This is a genomic window from Streptomyces sp. NPDC050085 (genome assembly GCF_044460595.1).
Lineage (GTDB): Bacteria > Actinomycetota > Actinomycetes > Streptomycetales > Streptomycetaceae > Streptomyces.
Genome location: NZ_JBITJZ010000010.1, coordinates 88,725 through 103,098 on the forward strand (window position 1 = coordinate 88,725; position 14,374 = coordinate 103,098).

17 protein-coding genes are annotated in these 14,374 nt (G+C 70.6%); 10 read left to right on the forward strand and 7 right to left on the reverse strand.

All coding sequences use genetic code 11. The features are described from left to right. From ACIBUY_RS31040 to ACIBUY_RS31050, 3 genes are all read right to left on the reverse strand, one after another. Complete coding sequence (locus tag ACIBUY_RS31040) at positions 1-192, reverse strand: hypothetical protein (RefSeq protein WP_365566850.1); 192 nt, start codon at positions 190-192, stop codon at positions 1-3. 68 nt (positions 193-260) lie between these two features. Beyond that, entirely contained in the window at positions 261-545 is a 285-nt protein-coding gene (locus ACIBUY_RS31045) for a hypothetical protein (protein ID WP_365566788.1), read from the reverse strand. 30 nt (positions 546-575) lie between these two features. Continuing rightward, on the reverse strand, positions 576-1,832 hold the full coding sequence (locus ACIBUY_RS31050) for an MDR family MFS transporter (protein ID WP_399154368.1): 1,257 nt from the start codon (positions 1,830-1,832) through the stop codon (positions 576-578). A 146-nt stretch (positions 1,833-1,978) separates the two neighbouring features. On the opposite strand from ACIBUY_RS31050, the gene ACIBUY_RS31055 reads away from it, so the two are divergent. After that, positions 1,979-2,740 (forward strand): phosphoglyceromutase, encoded by a 762-nt coding sequence (locus ACIBUY_RS31055; RefSeq protein WP_365566786.1) that lies wholly within the window; start codon positions 1,979-1,981, stop codon positions 2,738-2,740. A gap of 73 nt (positions 2,741-2,813) precedes the next feature. Here ACIBUY_RS31055 and ACIBUY_RS31060 read toward each other — a convergent pair whose 3' ends face one another. Together ACIBUY_RS31060 and cpt are read right to left on the reverse strand one after the other, a co-directional pair. Next, complete coding sequence (locus ACIBUY_RS31060; RefSeq protein WP_399154369.1) at positions 2,814-4,166, reverse strand: YncE family protein; 1,353 nt, start codon at positions 4,164-4,166, stop codon at positions 2,814-2,816. Positions 4,167-4,261: 95 nt separating this feature from the next. Beyond that, positions 4,262-4,786, reverse strand: coding sequence for a chloramphenicol phosphotransferase CPT (cpt, locus tag ACIBUY_RS31065; RefSeq protein WP_399154370.1), 525 nt, complete (start codon positions 4,784-4,786; stop codon positions 4,262-4,264). Between the two features lie 115 nt (positions 4,787-4,901). Between cpt and ACIBUY_RS31070 the strand changes: the two genes are divergently transcribed. Next, positions 4,902-5,066: a hypothetical protein gene (locus ACIBUY_RS31070; protein WP_365566783.1), complete on the forward strand. Its 165-nt coding sequence runs from the start codon at positions 4,902-4,904 to the stop codon at positions 5,064-5,066. A gap of 122 nt (positions 5,067-5,188) precedes the next feature. Here ACIBUY_RS31070 and phoU read toward each other — a convergent pair whose 3' ends face one another. Beyond that, a complete protein-coding gene (phoU, locus tag ACIBUY_RS31075) occupies positions 5,189-5,875 on the reverse strand; it encodes a phosphate signaling complex protein PhoU (RefSeq protein WP_365566782.1) in 687 nt (228 codons plus the stop codon). A 194-nt stretch (positions 5,876-6,069) separates the two neighbouring features. Here phoU and ACIBUY_RS31080 point away from each other — a divergent pair, with 194 nt between their 5' ends. Next, complete coding sequence (locus ACIBUY_RS31080) at positions 6,070-7,353, forward strand: ATP-binding protein (RefSeq protein WP_365566781.1); 1,284 nt, start codon at positions 6,070-6,072, stop codon at positions 7,351-7,353. Then, the gene (locus ACIBUY_RS31085; protein ID WP_018527980.1) at positions 7,350-8,030 is read left to right on the forward strand and encodes a response regulator transcription factor; all 681 of its coding nucleotides are present in this window, start codon (positions 7,350-7,352) and stop codon (positions 8,028-8,030) included. Before ACIBUY_RS31080 ends, ACIBUY_RS31085 begins: the two co-directional genes overlap by 4 nt. A gap of 95 nt (positions 8,031-8,125) precedes the next feature. Here ACIBUY_RS31085 and ACIBUY_RS31090 read toward each other — a convergent pair whose 3' ends face one another. Further along, on the reverse strand, positions 8,126-8,788 hold the full coding sequence (locus tag ACIBUY_RS31090) for a DUF461 domain-containing protein (protein WP_365566780.1): 663 nt from the start codon (positions 8,786-8,788) through the stop codon (positions 8,126-8,128). 601 nt (positions 8,789-9,389) lie between these two features. Between ACIBUY_RS31090 and ACIBUY_RS31095 the strand changes: the two genes are divergently transcribed. From ACIBUY_RS31095 to rlmB, 6 genes are all read left to right on the forward strand, one after another. Next, positions 9,390-9,872 (forward strand): CarD family transcriptional regulator, encoded by a 483-nt coding sequence (locus ACIBUY_RS31095; protein ID WP_003953493.1) that lies wholly within the window; start codon positions 9,390-9,392, stop codon positions 9,870-9,872. Between the two features lie 250 nt (positions 9,873-10,122). Continuing rightward, a complete protein-coding gene (gene ispD / locus ACIBUY_RS31100) occupies positions 10,123-10,872 on the forward strand; it encodes a 2-C-methyl-D-erythritol 4-phosphate cytidylyltransferase (protein WP_399154371.1) in 750 nt (249 codons plus the stop codon). Beyond that, positions 10,862-11,371, forward strand: coding sequence for a 2-C-methyl-D-erythritol 2,4-cyclodiphosphate synthase (gene ispF / locus ACIBUY_RS31105; RefSeq protein WP_365566778.1), 510 nt, complete (start codon positions 10,862-10,864; stop codon positions 11,369-11,371). The genes ispD and ispF overlap by 11 nt, the downstream gene beginning before the upstream one ends. 111 nt (positions 11,372-11,482) lie before the next feature. Continuing rightward, positions 11,483-11,887 carry a PPOX class F420-dependent oxidoreductase gene (locus tag ACIBUY_RS31110; protein WP_365566777.1) on the forward strand — a complete coding sequence of 135 codons (405 nt, stop codon included), beginning with the start codon at positions 11,483-11,485 and terminating at the stop codon, positions 11,885-11,887. A 44-nt stretch (positions 11,888-11,931) separates the two neighbouring features. After that, positions 11,932-13,332, forward strand: coding sequence for a cysteine--tRNA ligase (cysS, locus tag ACIBUY_RS31115; RefSeq protein ID WP_365566776.1), 1,401 nt, complete (start codon positions 11,932-11,934; stop codon positions 13,330-13,332). Between the two features lie 88 nt (positions 13,333-13,420). Continuing rightward, on the forward strand, positions 13,421-14,371 hold the full coding sequence (gene rlmB / locus ACIBUY_RS31120; protein ID WP_365566775.1) for a 23S rRNA (guanosine(2251)-2'-O)-methyltransferase RlmB: 951 nt from the start codon (positions 13,421-13,423) through the stop codon (positions 14,369-14,371). Positions 14,372-14,374: the final 3 nt, after the last annotated feature.

Here is a 14,374-nt window from a genome sequence, read left to right on the forward strand (position 1 = left end):
CTAGTTGAGCGCGACCATCCGCACGACGGTCACCGTGAGCACGGTCCCGGAGACGTAGTACAGGACGATCGCCCCGCCGATCGTCGCCTCCCGGCGGTCGCGCTCACCGGCCACCGAGCTGGACCCGTGCCCGTACGGATCGTGGGCGAGGGTGCGGGTCATCTCGGCGCGGAAGGACTCCGGGTTCGCCATCTTGGCCAGGGTGTCGTCGGCGGGCGGTGCGTACGCGATGCGGCAGGGACTGCGCCTGCGGCGACGGCTCAAGCCGGGCCCCGCCTCTCCGCCTCGTCGCGGGCGAGCCGGGCCAGGATCGCGTCGGCCTCCGGGTCGGGCACGGCCTCCAGCATCCAGTGGCGCATGACGGCGTGGATCTCGTCGACCCCCGCCGCGTTGATGGCCTTGTCGAACTCCGTGCGGCGCTTCGGATCGAGTGCGGCACGGATCGCGGGAATGCTGTTGGGCACGTCGACCTCGACGCCGCCGACGAGCGTTCTGGGCAGCTCGTCGGTTCTCGGTGCCTCGGAGGTCCTCGGGGCTTCGGACATGTACGGTCCCGTACCCGCCCGGCGGCCCGGTCAAGCAGGCGCGTTCTCCACGGACTTGGGGACGGACACCGCCGGTACGGCTTCCTGCGCGGGCAGCCCGCGCATCAGTGCCCAGTACCCGAAGGCGGTCACGGCGCCGAGCACCGCGCAGCCCGCCCACAGCCAGCCCGCACCGGCCGAGTCGATGACCCAGCCGCCGGCCAGCGGTGCGACGAGCGCCGCCGCGGACCACGACGTCGTGTAGACGCCCTGGTAGCGGCCGCGCCCCTCGGCGGGGGCCAGCCTGGCCACGAGGCCCGACTGGGTCGGCGCGTTCACCATCTCGCCCAGCGTCCACACCACGACGGTCAGCGCGTACGTGGCGACCGAGCCGGCGAACGCGGTGAGCGCGAAACCGAAGCCGATGAGCAGCGAGGAGAACGTCAACAGGCGCCCGGGATCGCGGTGTTGGATCAGCCGGGTCAGCGGGATCTGCAGGGCCACGATGATCACGCCGTTGACCGCGGCCACGAGCCCCACGTCCGCGCTGCCGAGCCCCTTCTCGCCCATGACGATCGGCAGTCCGACCGAGCTCTGCGTGAAGACGACGGCGACGAGGAACGACAGGCCCACCATCAGCATGAAGCGCCCGTCGCGCAGCACGGTCCCCATGGTCACCGCCGACTTCGTGCCCCCGGGCACCGCCATGCTCGTCGGCCGCGACTCCTTGACCTTGAAGAACACCAACAGGGCGCAGACGAACGTCATCCCGGCCTCCACGAGGAAGCCGAGCGTGTAGCTCTGGGCGACGAGGAAACCGGCGTACACGGAGGAGACGGCGAAGCCGAGGTTGATCGCCCAGTAGTTGAGCGAGAACGCCCGCACCCGGTCCTCGGGGGGCACGATGTCGGCCATCATCGCCTGGATCGCGGGCCGAGACGCGTTCGAGGCGACGCCGAGCGCGAAGCCCGTCACGGCGATGCCGACCGGGTCCTGCACGAAGGCCAGCACGGCGACGGTCGCACCGGAGGCGAGCTGCGCGCCGAGCAGGGTGGGCCGGCGCCCGAGCCGGTCGGCGAGCACCCCGCCGAGCAGCGCGGCGATCACGCCGCCGAGCCCCATCAGGGAGGCCACCAGACCGGCGTACGCGGCGGAGAAGCCGCGGCTCGCGGTCAGGTACAGGGCGAGGAAGACGACGACGAAGTTCCCGAGCCGGTTGACGAGCGTGCTCGTCCACAGCCACCAGAACTCGCGGGGGAGCCCGGCGACCGACTGCTTCGTGGCACGTCTGAGCGCGGCGACTGACATGGGTGCATCCCCCGGGGCGTACGAAGAGCGAATGTAAGCGGTGCGGCAGGTGCTCGTAACTTACGACCGCGGAGGGACTTCCGGCCACTCAATTGACGACCACCGTCAATCGGCGGGGACCAGGGCGGTCGATTAGGCTCGGCCCCATGGCCGACGCACCGTACAAGCTGATCCTCCTCCGCCACGGCGAGAGCGAATGGAACGCGAAGAACCTGTTCACCGGCTGGGTGGACGTCAACCTGAACGAGAAGGGCGAGAAGGAGGCGGTCCGCGGCGGTGAGCTGCTGAAGGACGCCGGCCTGCTCCCCGACGTGGTCCACACGTCGCTCCAGAAGCGAGCGATCCGCACCGCGCAGCTCGCCCTGGAATCGGCTGACCGCCACTGGATCCCGGTCCACCGCAGCTGGCGCCTGAACGAGCGCCACTACGGCGCCCTCCAGGGCAAGGACAAGGCGCAGACCCTGGCCGAGTTCGGCGAGGAGCAGTTCATGCTCTGGCGCCGCTCGTACGACACCCCGCCGCCGCCGCTGGACCGCGACGCCGAGTACTCGCAGTTCGAGGACCCGCGCTACGCGACGCTCCCGCCCGAGCTGCGCCCGCAGACGGAGTGCCTCAAGGACGTCGTCGTCCGCATGCTCCCGTACTGGTTCGACGGCATCGTCCCGGACCTCCTGACGGGCAAGACGGTCCTGGTCGCGGCCCACGGCAACTCGCTCCGCGCCCTGGTCAAGCACCTGGACGGCATCTCCGACGCGGACATCGCGGGCCTGAACATCCCGACGGGCATCCCGCTCTCCTACGAGCTGGACGCCGACTTCAAGCCGCTGAAGGCCGGCGGCACGTACCTGGACCCGGACGCGGCCGCGGCGGCCATCGAGGCGGTCAAGAACCAGGGCAAGAAGAAGTAGCAGCCCACGCAGAAGCCCGCAGCCAGCAGGCCCCGCACCAGCCGGTGCGGGGCCTTCTGGCCTGCCGGGGCCGCTACTTGGTGATCGTCACCGTTGCCCGGTTCGTCGAGGGCAGGTGCGCGCCGTCGCCCTTGTACGTGGCGGTGTACGTGATGTCGCCCGCCGCCCGCGGCTGCTCGGTGAACGTGAAGTTGAACGTCGTGGTGTCGACGGGGAAGGTGCCGACCGCGACGCCCTCCGGGTGCTCCGCGTCCGTGCGGGTCACGTCCACGCTCGTACCTGCCGGGAAGGCCTCCCCGCCCGCCCACAGCTGGCCGGTGACGGTCAGGTCCCGGCCCTTGCGGGAGGTGGTGGGGGCCGTGAGGCTGAGCGTGGTGTCGAGCTTGCCCGCGTCCGGGAGGACGTGGAGCGTGGGGGCGCTGCCCTGGAAGACGCCGGTGACCGCGAACAGACGGTTCTCGTCCGGGGCCCAGGCGAGGCCGTCGCGCTGGAGGTCGTTCACGCCGTACTCGCGGTACGCGGGCCAGGTGGTGCCCGGACGGTACGTCTTCACGAAGTCGCCCTCCGCGCCCGTCGCGACGGTGCCGTCACTCGCCACGGCCACCGCGTTCGGGAACTGCCAGCTGGAGTACGAGCCGTTCGAGGTCAGGTCCGACAGGCGTACGACCTGGTGGTCGCTGGGGTTGTTCGCCGCGAGGACGATGTTCTGGCCGTCCGCCGTCACCGCGAAGTCGTTGAGGAACGAGATCGACGGCGAGGAGATGAACGAGCTCTCGACGCGCTTCTGCAGGTCGCCCGCGGCCGTGTCGTAGACCGCCATGGAGGCGGGGCTCGTGCCCTCCTGGCCCGCGACCAGGACGTTCGGGTCGGCGGGCGACGACTCCAGGGACGGGGCGTAGTACCAGGAGCGGCCGCTCGCGACGAGCGTCGCCGTCGGGGCCGTGGAGGCCACGTCGACCGAGCCGATGCCGCCCTGGCTGTCGGCCGCGTAGCCGAACCACAGCTTGCCGCCCGCGAGCGCGAGGGTCTCGGGCTTGGTGCCCGCGCCGGTCGGATAGCGGTGGGTCTCGGTGAGGGTCGCGGTGTCGATCTCGGCGATCGCGTCGGCCGTCGACAGGGCCACGTACAGCTTCGAGGAGTCCTTCGACAGCGCGAGGCCCGCGGCCCCCTCCTCGGCGGTGATCTGCCGGACTACGGAGCCGTCGTAGCCGGTGACGACGACGGTGCCGCCGTCCGGGTCGCTGACGAACACGTGGTCGTGGAGTCCGTCGACGACGATGTCGCGGAACGAGGAGCTGGGCAGTGCCACGCTCGTCTCGTCGGCCGTGGCCGTGGCCGTGGCCGTGCCCGCCCCCGTCCCGAGCAGAGCGAAGGATCCGATCAGGGCCGCTGCCGCCGCGATGGACGTGCGTTGGTGGATGCGCAAGTGAACTGAACCTCCTGGGAGTTCAGGCGCCCGATTCGGACACCTGTTCACAGAGCGCGTGGCGGCCCGGATGTGTTACTTGTGACGCGAGGTACTCACCGTTCGCCGACCCGCGCCGAGATCTCCCGTGCGCACGCCGGCGCATCGGCCCGCGCCGTGTCCACCACCAGGTCGTACGTCACGCCCTCGTGCACCAGCTCGGCCTGCGCCGCCGCCATCCCCAACGTCCGGTCCCCGCGCGCCCGTTCCCGACCCGCGGCCACCTCGGGATCGCAGCGCACCCCGACCCAGAGCACGTCGAGGCCGTCGAGCGCGGTGCGCCAGCGGCCCTGCGACCCCGCGCCGCCCAGGAACACCTCGTCCACCACGACCCGGGCCCCGGCCCGTGCCATCGCGGCGACGCCCGTGATCCAGGCGGCCTCCACCGCGCGGAACCCGGGGCCGACGGCCACCGAGCCGTCCTCCCCGAACGTGATGTCCCCGCCCGACTCCGGCAGCGCGTCGACGAACGTATCGGTGCCGAGCGTCAGCCAGATGTCCGGCAACAGGGACTGCAGGCAGCGCGCGATGCTCGACTTGCCGGAACTGGAGCCGCCGTTGAGAACGATCACGTGGGTCATGCCGAGACACCGTAAAGCAACTACCGCGCGCGTGTGCGCCGTTGATGCGCCCGCCGGGCTGGGCATGCAATGGGGGAGGCGCCCCACTCGGGGAGGCCCTGTCGAGGAGGGAACCATGGCTGCCGAGTCCCCCGGGCCCGACCAGACGCCCGTCGCACCTGTTGAAGTGAGCCGTCCCGTACCGGAGTTGGTGCTGCTCGGAGCCTGCGGCTGCGGCTCGGGCTGCGGCTGCGGCTGCCAGTCGGGCGCGCCGTGCCAGTGCGGCGGCTGCTGCGGCTGACCCGTACCGGAGAGCTGACCTGTACGCGAGAGCCGACCCGTACGCGAGAGGGGCCCGCACACCTGGTGTGCGGGCCCCTCTCTTTGGTCTCTTCGGTCTCTTCGGTCTCTTCGGCGATGCGCTCAGGAGGTCTCGACGACCGAGGCCGCCGCGGCGCTCTGCACCTCGTCCGCGTGCTCGCCCGTCACCAGGTACACGACGCGCTTGGCGACCGACACCGCGTGGTCCGCGAACCGCTCGTAGTAGCGGCCGAGCAGCGTCACGTCCACGGCCGTCTCGATGCCGTGCTTCCACTTCTCGTCCATCAGGTGCTGGAAGAGCGTGCGGTGCAGCAGGTCCATCTCGTCGTCGTCCTGCTCCAGCTGCAGCGCCAGATCGATGTCCTTGGTGATGATGACCTCGGCGGCCTTCGCCATCAGGCGCTGCGCGAGCTGGCCCATCTCCAGGATCGTCGCGTGCAGGTCGTGCGGGACGGCCCGCTCCGGGAAGCGCAGCCGGGTCAGCTTGGCCACGTGCTGGGCCAGGTCGCCGCTGCGCTCCAGGTCGGCGCTCATCCGCAGCGAGGTGACCACGATCCGCAGATCCGTGGCGACCGGCTGCTGCCGCGCCAGCAGGGCTATGGCCCGCGCCTCCAGGTCGTGCTGGAGGTCGTCCACCTTCTGGTCCGCCGCGATGACGGACTCGGCCAGCTTCAGGTCGGCGTCGAGCATGGCCGTGGTGGCGCGCCCGATCGCCGACCCGACAAGACGGGCCATCTCGACCAGGCCCTCGCCGATCGAGTCAAGTTCCTCGTGGTACGCGTCACGCATACGACGTGCCCTCTCTTCGTGGTTCGTCGTGGGGCCGGGTCAGCCCCACGATCCCACGTTCGGCCCTGTACGCGTCCGGTTCCGTCATCCCAAGTGAATCAGCCCCGTACCCAAGGTGAACTCTGGGCGACGAGTGTTCGAGCTGCCACCCGGATGGCTGTGGAGGAACCCCGGACCCCGCATAACCTGAAGACATGGACGTGAACGCGGCGGTCGCCGCAGCGGCAGCGATCGCCGGAGTGTGCACCGGCGTGATCGCCATGCTGGCGTTCCGCTGGAGCGAGCGCGACCAGAAACGCCCCACCCGGACCTCCCTGCACACGGACCCGGTGCTGCCGCCGGGCGTCGACACGGTCCTGTCCGTGCTCCGCTCCTCCGCGGTCGTCCTCGACGAGGCGGACAGCGTGGTCAAGGCCAGCTCCGCGGCGTACGCCCTCGGTCTCGTACGCGGCGGGAAGCTCGCCGTGGAACCGATGCTGCAGATGGCCCGCGACACCCGGCGCGACGGCGAGATACGGCAGGTCGAGCTGGACCTGCCGCGGCGCGGCACCGGCCGCGGCGACGCCCTCGCGGTGTCCGCCCGCGTGGCGCCCCTCGGCTCCCGCCTCGTCCTGCTGCTGGTCGAGGACCTGACCGAGGCCCGCCGCATCGAGGCCGTACGCCGCGACTTCGTCGCCAACGTGAGCCACGAGCTGAAGACCCCGGTCGGCGCCCTGTCGCTGCTCTCGGAGGCCGTGATGGACGCCTCCGACGACCCCGAGGCCGTCGAGCGCTTCGCCGGCCGCATGCAGATCGAGGCGACCCGCCTGACCAACCTCGTCCAGGAGCTCATCGACCTCTCCCGGGTGCAGAACGACGACCCGCTCGAGGACGCCGAACCGGTCCGCGTCGACGAACTCGTCGCCGAGGCCATCGACCGCTGCCGCCAGCCCGCCGCCACCAAGCAGATCACCATGGCGGCCGGCGGCACGGCCGACCTGAGCGTGTGGGGGAACAGGGGCCAGCTGGCCGCGGCCCTGGGAAACCTGGTGGAGAACGCGGTGAACTACTCCCCGGCCCGCACCCGCGTCGGCATAGCCGCCCGCCGGGTCACGGCCCCCGGCGGCGACCTCATAGAGGTGGCCGTCACCGACCAGGGCATCGGCATCTCCGACAAGGACAAGGAGCGCATCTTCGAGCGCTTCTACCGCGTCGACCCGGCCCGCTCCCGTGCGACCGGCGGCACGGGCCTGGGGCTCGCGATCGTCAAGCACGTGGCCGCCTCGCACGGCGGAGAGGTCACGGTGTGGAGCTCCGAGGGACAGGGCTCCACCTTCACCCTGCGGCTGCCGGAGGCGGCCCGCAGTCCCCACAAGAACAGCACCGCCACAGGCCCCGGAGACGTACGCGACGAAGACGACGCACACGGGCCCGACCGCACCACAACCGCATACGAATCCATCCCTGCCGCTCCTGCCGCCCCGGAGGTCCTTCCGTGACCCGAGTGCTCGTCGTAGAGGACGAGGAGTCCTTCTCCGACGCCCTGTCCTACATGCTCCGCAAGGAGGGCTTCGAGGTCGCCATCGCGGCCACCGGGCCCGACGGGCTCGACGAGTTCGAGCGCAACGGCGCCGACCTCGTCCTGCTCGACCTGATGCTGCCGGGCCTGCCCGGCACCGAGGTCTGCCGTCAGCTGCGCGGCCGCTCGAACGTCCCGGTCATCATGGTGACCGCCAAGGACAGCGAGATCGACAAGGTCGTCGGTCTGGAAATAGGAGCCGACGACTACGTCACCAAGCCCTTCTCCTCGCGCGAACTGGTGGCCCGCATCCGGGCCGTCCTGCGCCGCCGCGGCGAGCCGGAGGAGGTGGCACCGCAGGCCCTGGAGGCGGGCCCGGTCCGCATGGACGTGGACCGCCACGTCGTCACGGTCTCCGGCTCCAAGGTCGACCTCCCGCTGAAGGAGTTCGACCTGCTCGAGATGCTGCTGCGCAACGCGGGCCGCGTGCTGACCCGTATGCAGCTCATCGACCGGGTCTGGGGCGCGGACTACGTCGGCGACACCAAGACGCTCGACGTCCACGTCAAGCGCCTCCGCGCCAAGATCGAGCCGGACCCGGGGGCACCGCGCTACCTGGTGACGGTGCGGGGCCTGGGCTACAAGTTCGAGCCGTAGGCCCCGACCCCCTCGACCCCTGTGACAACGCCTGAGGGCGGCTTCCCGAGTGTGTCGGGGAAGCCGCCCTCAGGCGTTGACGCGGGCGTACGCGCTCAGTGACCGGCGCTGTGCGAGGCCGAGGTCGAGGCCGACGTGGAAGCCGACGTCGAGGCCGAGCCAGACGCCGTGCTGCCCGCGTTCGGGGACTCGGAGGTCGACGCGGACGTCGAGGCGGAAGCCGACGCCGTCGGGGTCGCCGGGAGCTCGCTCGGGCCCCACTTCTCGAAGTAGCTCTCGGCCGGGACCACGAACGCCTTCAGCTTCACGTCACCGGTCTCGCTGAAGCCGAACGTGATCGCCTGCGCGTTGCCGTCGAGCACCGCGGTACGGCTGTTGGGCAGCTCGGCGGAGGCGTTGCCCTTGCCGCCGAGGACGAGGAAGCCGCCGGCCGGGACGGTGACGGTCGAGCCGCCCTTGGCGTCCGTCAGCTTCGCGGTCTTGTCGACGCCGTCGACGGTGATCGAGTCCAGCGTCTGGGGCGTGTCCCCGTTGTTGAACAGCGTCGCCGTGATCACGGCCGGGCCCGTGGACTTGCGGTCCGGCTGTGTGACGACGGTGGCGTTCTGGATCTTGATGTCCCCGACCGAGGTCGCGGCGTTGTCCGGCTTGACCTCGAGCGTCTGCGCGTTGTTGCCGGCGCCGCACGCGGCGAGCGAGGCGATCGAGAACGCGATGGCGGCGGCGGCGAGAGCGCCGCGTCGAAGGCTGCTGCTCACGGCGGCGGCAACTCCTTGAACGTGGGCGGAGCGAACGGCACTACGGGATGTAAAGCCGTCCTAAGGGTCTGTCAGCGGCCTTAGGTTACCGAGCCGTTCCGACACCGCCGCACCCGACCCGCCCCTAGAGCACCCCCGGCACACGAGCCACCCTGGTGCGCACGGGTCCCCCCAGTCACCATTGGCCGCCCGTTCACCATTCACATAACCGCTGTCCACCGGCCCGTGCGGATTTCCGGTAAGGAATGCAGGGGGGTCCGGAAAAACGATCACCCGGCGTCGGGAATCGCGATGATCAATTCCGGATTCGGCTCGAACAGACCTCCGGAGACCCGAACGGAGCAGCGGAAGTTCATCGCTTCGAAGCACGCAAACCGGGACGTTCGACCCCTTGGGGGCCTGTTCAGGGGCCTGTAGCGTACGCGTTTCGGTGTCGTCGGAGAGCGGCTCCGACCTGCGAATACCGTGCTCCGCTACCCCTCCGCAGCACGTTCCTGTTGTTGTTGTCAAGCCCCGAGATATGCCCTGACCTGCGAAAACGCCATTCAGAACCCGCAGTTTCCGTGTTACCCTGGATAGCCACGGAAGGGGTACCTGTCACATGACGTTCAAGGTTGGCGACACCGTGGTCTATCCCCATCACGGGGCCGCGCTGATCGAGGCTATCGAAACTCGCCAGATCAAAGGCGTGGACAAGACCTACTTGGTGCTGAAGGTCGCCCAGGGCGATCTGACGGTACGTGTGCCAGCGGACAATGCGGAGTTCGTCGGCGTGCGTGATGTGGTCGGTCAGGACGGGCTCGACCGGGTCTTCGAGGTACTGCGCGCGCCGTACGCCGAGGAGCCCACGAACTGGTCGCGCCGTTACAAGGCAAACCTGGAGAAGCTCGCCTCGGGCGATGTCATCAAGGTCGCGGAAGTCGTCCGTGACCTGTGGCGTCGGGAGCGCGAGCGCGGACTGTCCGCGGGTGAGAAGCGCATGCTCGCCAAGGCTCGCCAGATCCTGGTGAGCGAGCTCGCGCTCGCGGAGAACACGAACGAGGACAAGGCCGAGGCCCTGCTCGACGAGGTTCTCGCGTCCTGATACGCGCTGCTGCCGCGCGGTAAGAACACCGCAGCGCCGAACAAATGCCGTAGTGCCCGCTGACCCTGATGGTGTCGCCGGGCGCTGCGGCATGTTCGTACCCGCCCATAAAACGGCTGCACTTACTTGGTGTGCCGGGCCCGGGCAGCTGGCTCGACCAGATGTCACGGAAGGGTCCGGTCAAGAAGTCGCGCCCGGCACGATGGGGCCATACCCACCACCCCCGAGCGCACAAACCTGAACGGAACCGATGTCTGACGAAACGCGTCCCGACGCGGGCGGCGCACGCACCGCGGCCGTGATTCCGGCCGCCGGACGGGGCGTACGCCTCGGTCCTGGCGCCCCCAAAGCGCTCCGCGCGCTGAACGGCACCCCGATGCTGATCCACGCCGTCCGCGCCATGGCGGCGTCCCGTTCCGTGTCCCTCGTCGTGGTCGTCGCCCCGCCGGACGGCGCCCCCGAGGTCAAGGCCCTCCTCGCCGATCACTCCCTGCCCGAGCGGACCGACTTCGTCGTCGTCCCGGGCGGCGACTCCCGCCAGGAGTCCGTGAAGCTCGGCATCGACGCGCTGCCGCCGGGGATCGACATCGTGCTCGTGCACGACGCGGCCCGGCCGCTGGTACCGGTCGACACCGTGGACGCGGTCATCGAGGCCGTACGGGACGGGGCCCCGGCCGTCGTACCGGCGCTGCCGCTCGCCGACACTGTCAAGGAGGTCGTGCCGACCACCGACGGCAGCCCCGAGCCCGTCGTCGCGACGCCGTCGCGGGCTCGGCTGCGCGCCGTGCAGACGCCGCAGGGCTTCGACCACGCCACGCTCGTACGCGCCCACGAGACCGTCTCCGAGGACGTCACCGACGACGCGAGCATGGTCGAGAAGCTGGGCCTGCAGGTCGTGCTCGTGCCCGGGCACGAGGAGGCGTTCAAGGTGACCAGGCCGCTGGACCTCGTCCTCGCCGAGGCCGTGCTCGCCCGCAGGAGGGCCAACGATGGGTTCTGAGACGTTCCCGTACGCGCTTCCGCAGGTCGGCATCGGGACCGACATCCACGCCTTCGAAGAGGGGCGGGAGCTGTGGTGCGCCGGGCTGAAGTGGGAGGCGCCCGACTACGAGGGCCCGGGGCTCGCCGGGCACTCCGACGCCGACGTCGTCGCCCACGCCGCGTGCAACGCGCTGTTCTCCGCCGCGGGGCTCGGTGACCTCGGGCAGCACTTCGGGACCGGGCGGCCCGAGTGGTCCGGTGCCTCAGGCCTGACGCTGCTCACGGAGGCGGCCCGCATCGTGCGCGAGGCCGGTTTCGTCATCGGGAACGTCGCGGTGCAGGTCGTCGGCCCCCGGCCCAAGATCGGCAAGCGCCGCGACGAGGCCCAGAAGGTGCTCTCCGAGGCCGCCGGGGCGCCGGTGTCGGTGTCCGGGGCGACCACCGACGGGCTCGGGTTCCCCGGGCGCGACGAGGGCCTGATGGCGGTGGCGACGGCACTGGTGGTGCGGACGGGCTGAGTTCCCCGTGCCCCGGCCTGGTTTCCGGCAGGATCGGGTACGCGTGCATCGTCCATCGAGAAGTCCATCGAGAAGTCCATCGAGAAGTCCATCGAGAAGGAGTGAGCCTCCATGTCCGCCCAGCTCTCCGACGCACTCAAAGCACTGCTCGACAGCAAGGTCTTCATCGGGGTCGCGACCATCCAGCCCGACGGAAGCCCCCAGGTCTCCCCGGTGTGGGCCAAGCGCGACGGCGACGACGTGCTGTTCTCCACGACGGTCGGCCGCCGCAAGGAGCAGAACCTGCGCCGCGACCCCCGCGTGACGGTCCTCGTCCAGCCCGCGGACAACCCGTACGCGTACGCCGAGATCCGCGGCACCGCCGACATCACGACCGAGGGCGGCCAGGAGCTCATCGACGAGCTGGCCCTGAAGTACACCGGCAAGAAGTACGCCGAGTTCAACCCGGCGTCGGCCGATGACGCCGAGCGCGTCGTGGTCCGGGTGCGGGCCCGAAAGGTGGTCGGCCGGGTCTGAGGGCCAGGCCCATGGCACCCCTCCGGGGCCACTACCCTGGAGGGGTGACTATTCGCCTGTACGACACCAGCGCCCGGCAGATCCGTGACTTCACCCCGCTCATCCCGGGCTGCGTCTCGATCTACCTGTGTGGCGCTACCGTCCAGGCGGCCCCGCACATCGGGCACATCCGGTCGGGGCTCAACTTCGACATCATGCGCCGCTGGTTCACGTACCGCGGCTACGACGTCACGTTCGTGCGGAACGTGACGGACATCGACGACAAGATCATCAAGAAGTCGGCCGAGCAGAACCGGCCGTGGTGGTCGATCGGGTACGAGAACGAGCGGGCGTTCAACGACGCCTACAGCGCGCTCGGCTGCCTGCCGCCGACGTACGAACCGCGCGCCACGGGGCACGTCCCCGAGATGATCGAGATGATGCGCGGCCTCATCGAGCGCGGCCACGCGTACGAGGCCGACGGCAACGTCTACTTCGACGTGCGCTCCTTCCCCGGCTACCTGGAGCTGTCCAACCAGGAGCTCGACGGGCTCCGCCAGCCGTCCGAGGAAGGCATCACCGGCAAGCGCGACCCCCGCGACTTCGCCATGTGGAAGGCCACCAAGCCGGGCGAGCCCAGCTGGGAGACGCCCTGGGGCCGTGGCCGTCCGGGCTGGCACCTGGAGTGCTCGGCCATGGCGCACAAGTACCTGGGCCCCGCCTTCGACATCCACGGCGGCGGCCTCGACCTGGTCTTCCCGCACCACGAGAACGAGATCGCGCAGGCCAAGGCCTACGGCGACGACTTCGCGAAGTACTGGGTGCACAACTACTGGGTCACCATGGCCGGCGAGAAGATGTCGAAGTCGCTGGGCAACAGCGTGCTCGTCTCCGAGATGGTCAAGCACTGGCGGCCCATCGTGCTCCGGTACTACCTGGGCACCCCGCACTACCGCTCCACCATCGAGTACAGCGAGGACGCCCTGCGCGAGGCCGAGTCCGCCTTCGCGCGCATCGAGGGCTTCGTCCAGCGCGTGGTCGAGAAGGCCGGCGGCGTCGTGGAACCGGCCGACGAGGTGCCGCCCGCGTTCGCCGAGGCCATGGACGACGACCTGGGTGTCCCGCAGGCGCTCGCCATCGTGCACACCGCCGTGCGGCAGGGGAACTCCGCCCTCGCCGCCGACGACAAGGAAGCGGCCGTCGCCCGGCTCGCCGAGGTGCGGGCCATGCTCGGCGTCCTCGGGCTCGACCCGCTCGACGCGCACTGGGCGGGCGAGAGCGACCGCGGCGAGGACCTGCACGGGGTCGTCGACACGCTCGTACGCCTCGTGCTCGACCAGCGCGAGGCGGCCCGCGGCCGCAAGGACTGGGCCACCGCCGACGCCATCCGCGACCAGCTCGGCCAGTCCGGGCTCGTCATCGAGGACAGCCCGTCCGGACCCCGGTGGACCCTGGGTCCGCGCTGACCGCATGCTGAATGTGCCGCCCGGCTCTCCGGGCGGCACACTTCATAGACGTACGCACACTCATAGACACGTAAGAGACAGGTAGGTCATGGCCGCCAACAACAACCGCCGCATGTCCGGCAAGAAGGGCGCGCAGGTCGGCAGTGGCGGCCAGCGGCGCAAGGGTCTCGAAGGCCGGGGTCCGACCCCGCCCGCCGAGATGCGCAAGAAGCACAAGAAGAACCGCATCGCGACGGCCCAGGCCAAGCGGGCCCAGGGCCGTCCCAGCAGCCGCACCGGCGGCCCGCGCGGCAAGTCCACCTCCGAGATGGTCGTCGGGCGCAACCCCGTCGTGGAGGCGCTGCGCGAGGGCGTGCCCGCGGTGACGCTGTACGTGCAGCAGTTCATCGACAACGACGAGCGGGTGCGCGAGGCGCTCCAGCTCGCCGGTGAGCGCGGCGGCATCCACCTCATGGAGGCCCCGCGCCCCGAGCTGGACCGCATGACCAACGGCCTCAACCACCAGGGGCTCGTCCTCCAGGTCCCGCCGTACGAGTACGCGCACCCCGAGGACCTGGTCGCCGCCGCGTTCGACGAGGGCCAGGACCCGCTGATCGTCGCGCTCGACGGCGTGACCGACCCGCGCAACCTCGGCGCCGTCGTCCGCTCCGTCTCCGCCTTCGGCGGTCACGGTGTCCTCGTGCCCGAGCGGCGCGCGGCCGGCATGACCGCCGGCGCGTGGAAGACGTCGGCGGGCACGGCTGCCCGTACGCCCGTCGCCCGCGCCACGAACCTGACCCGCGCCCTCGAGCAGTACAAGAAGGCGGGCGTCGTCGTGGTCGGCCTGGCCGCCGACGGCGACCGCGAGGTCGGCGACCTCGAGGCGCTCAACGGTCCGGTCGTCATCGTGGTCGGCAGCGAGGGCAAGGGCCTGTCCCGCCTCGTCGGCGAGACCTGCGACTACCGGGTGCGGATTCCGATGCCCGGTGGCGCCGAGTCGCTGAACGCCGGTGTGGCCGCGGGTGTCGTGCTGTACGAGGCGGCTCGTCAGCGCCGCTGATCA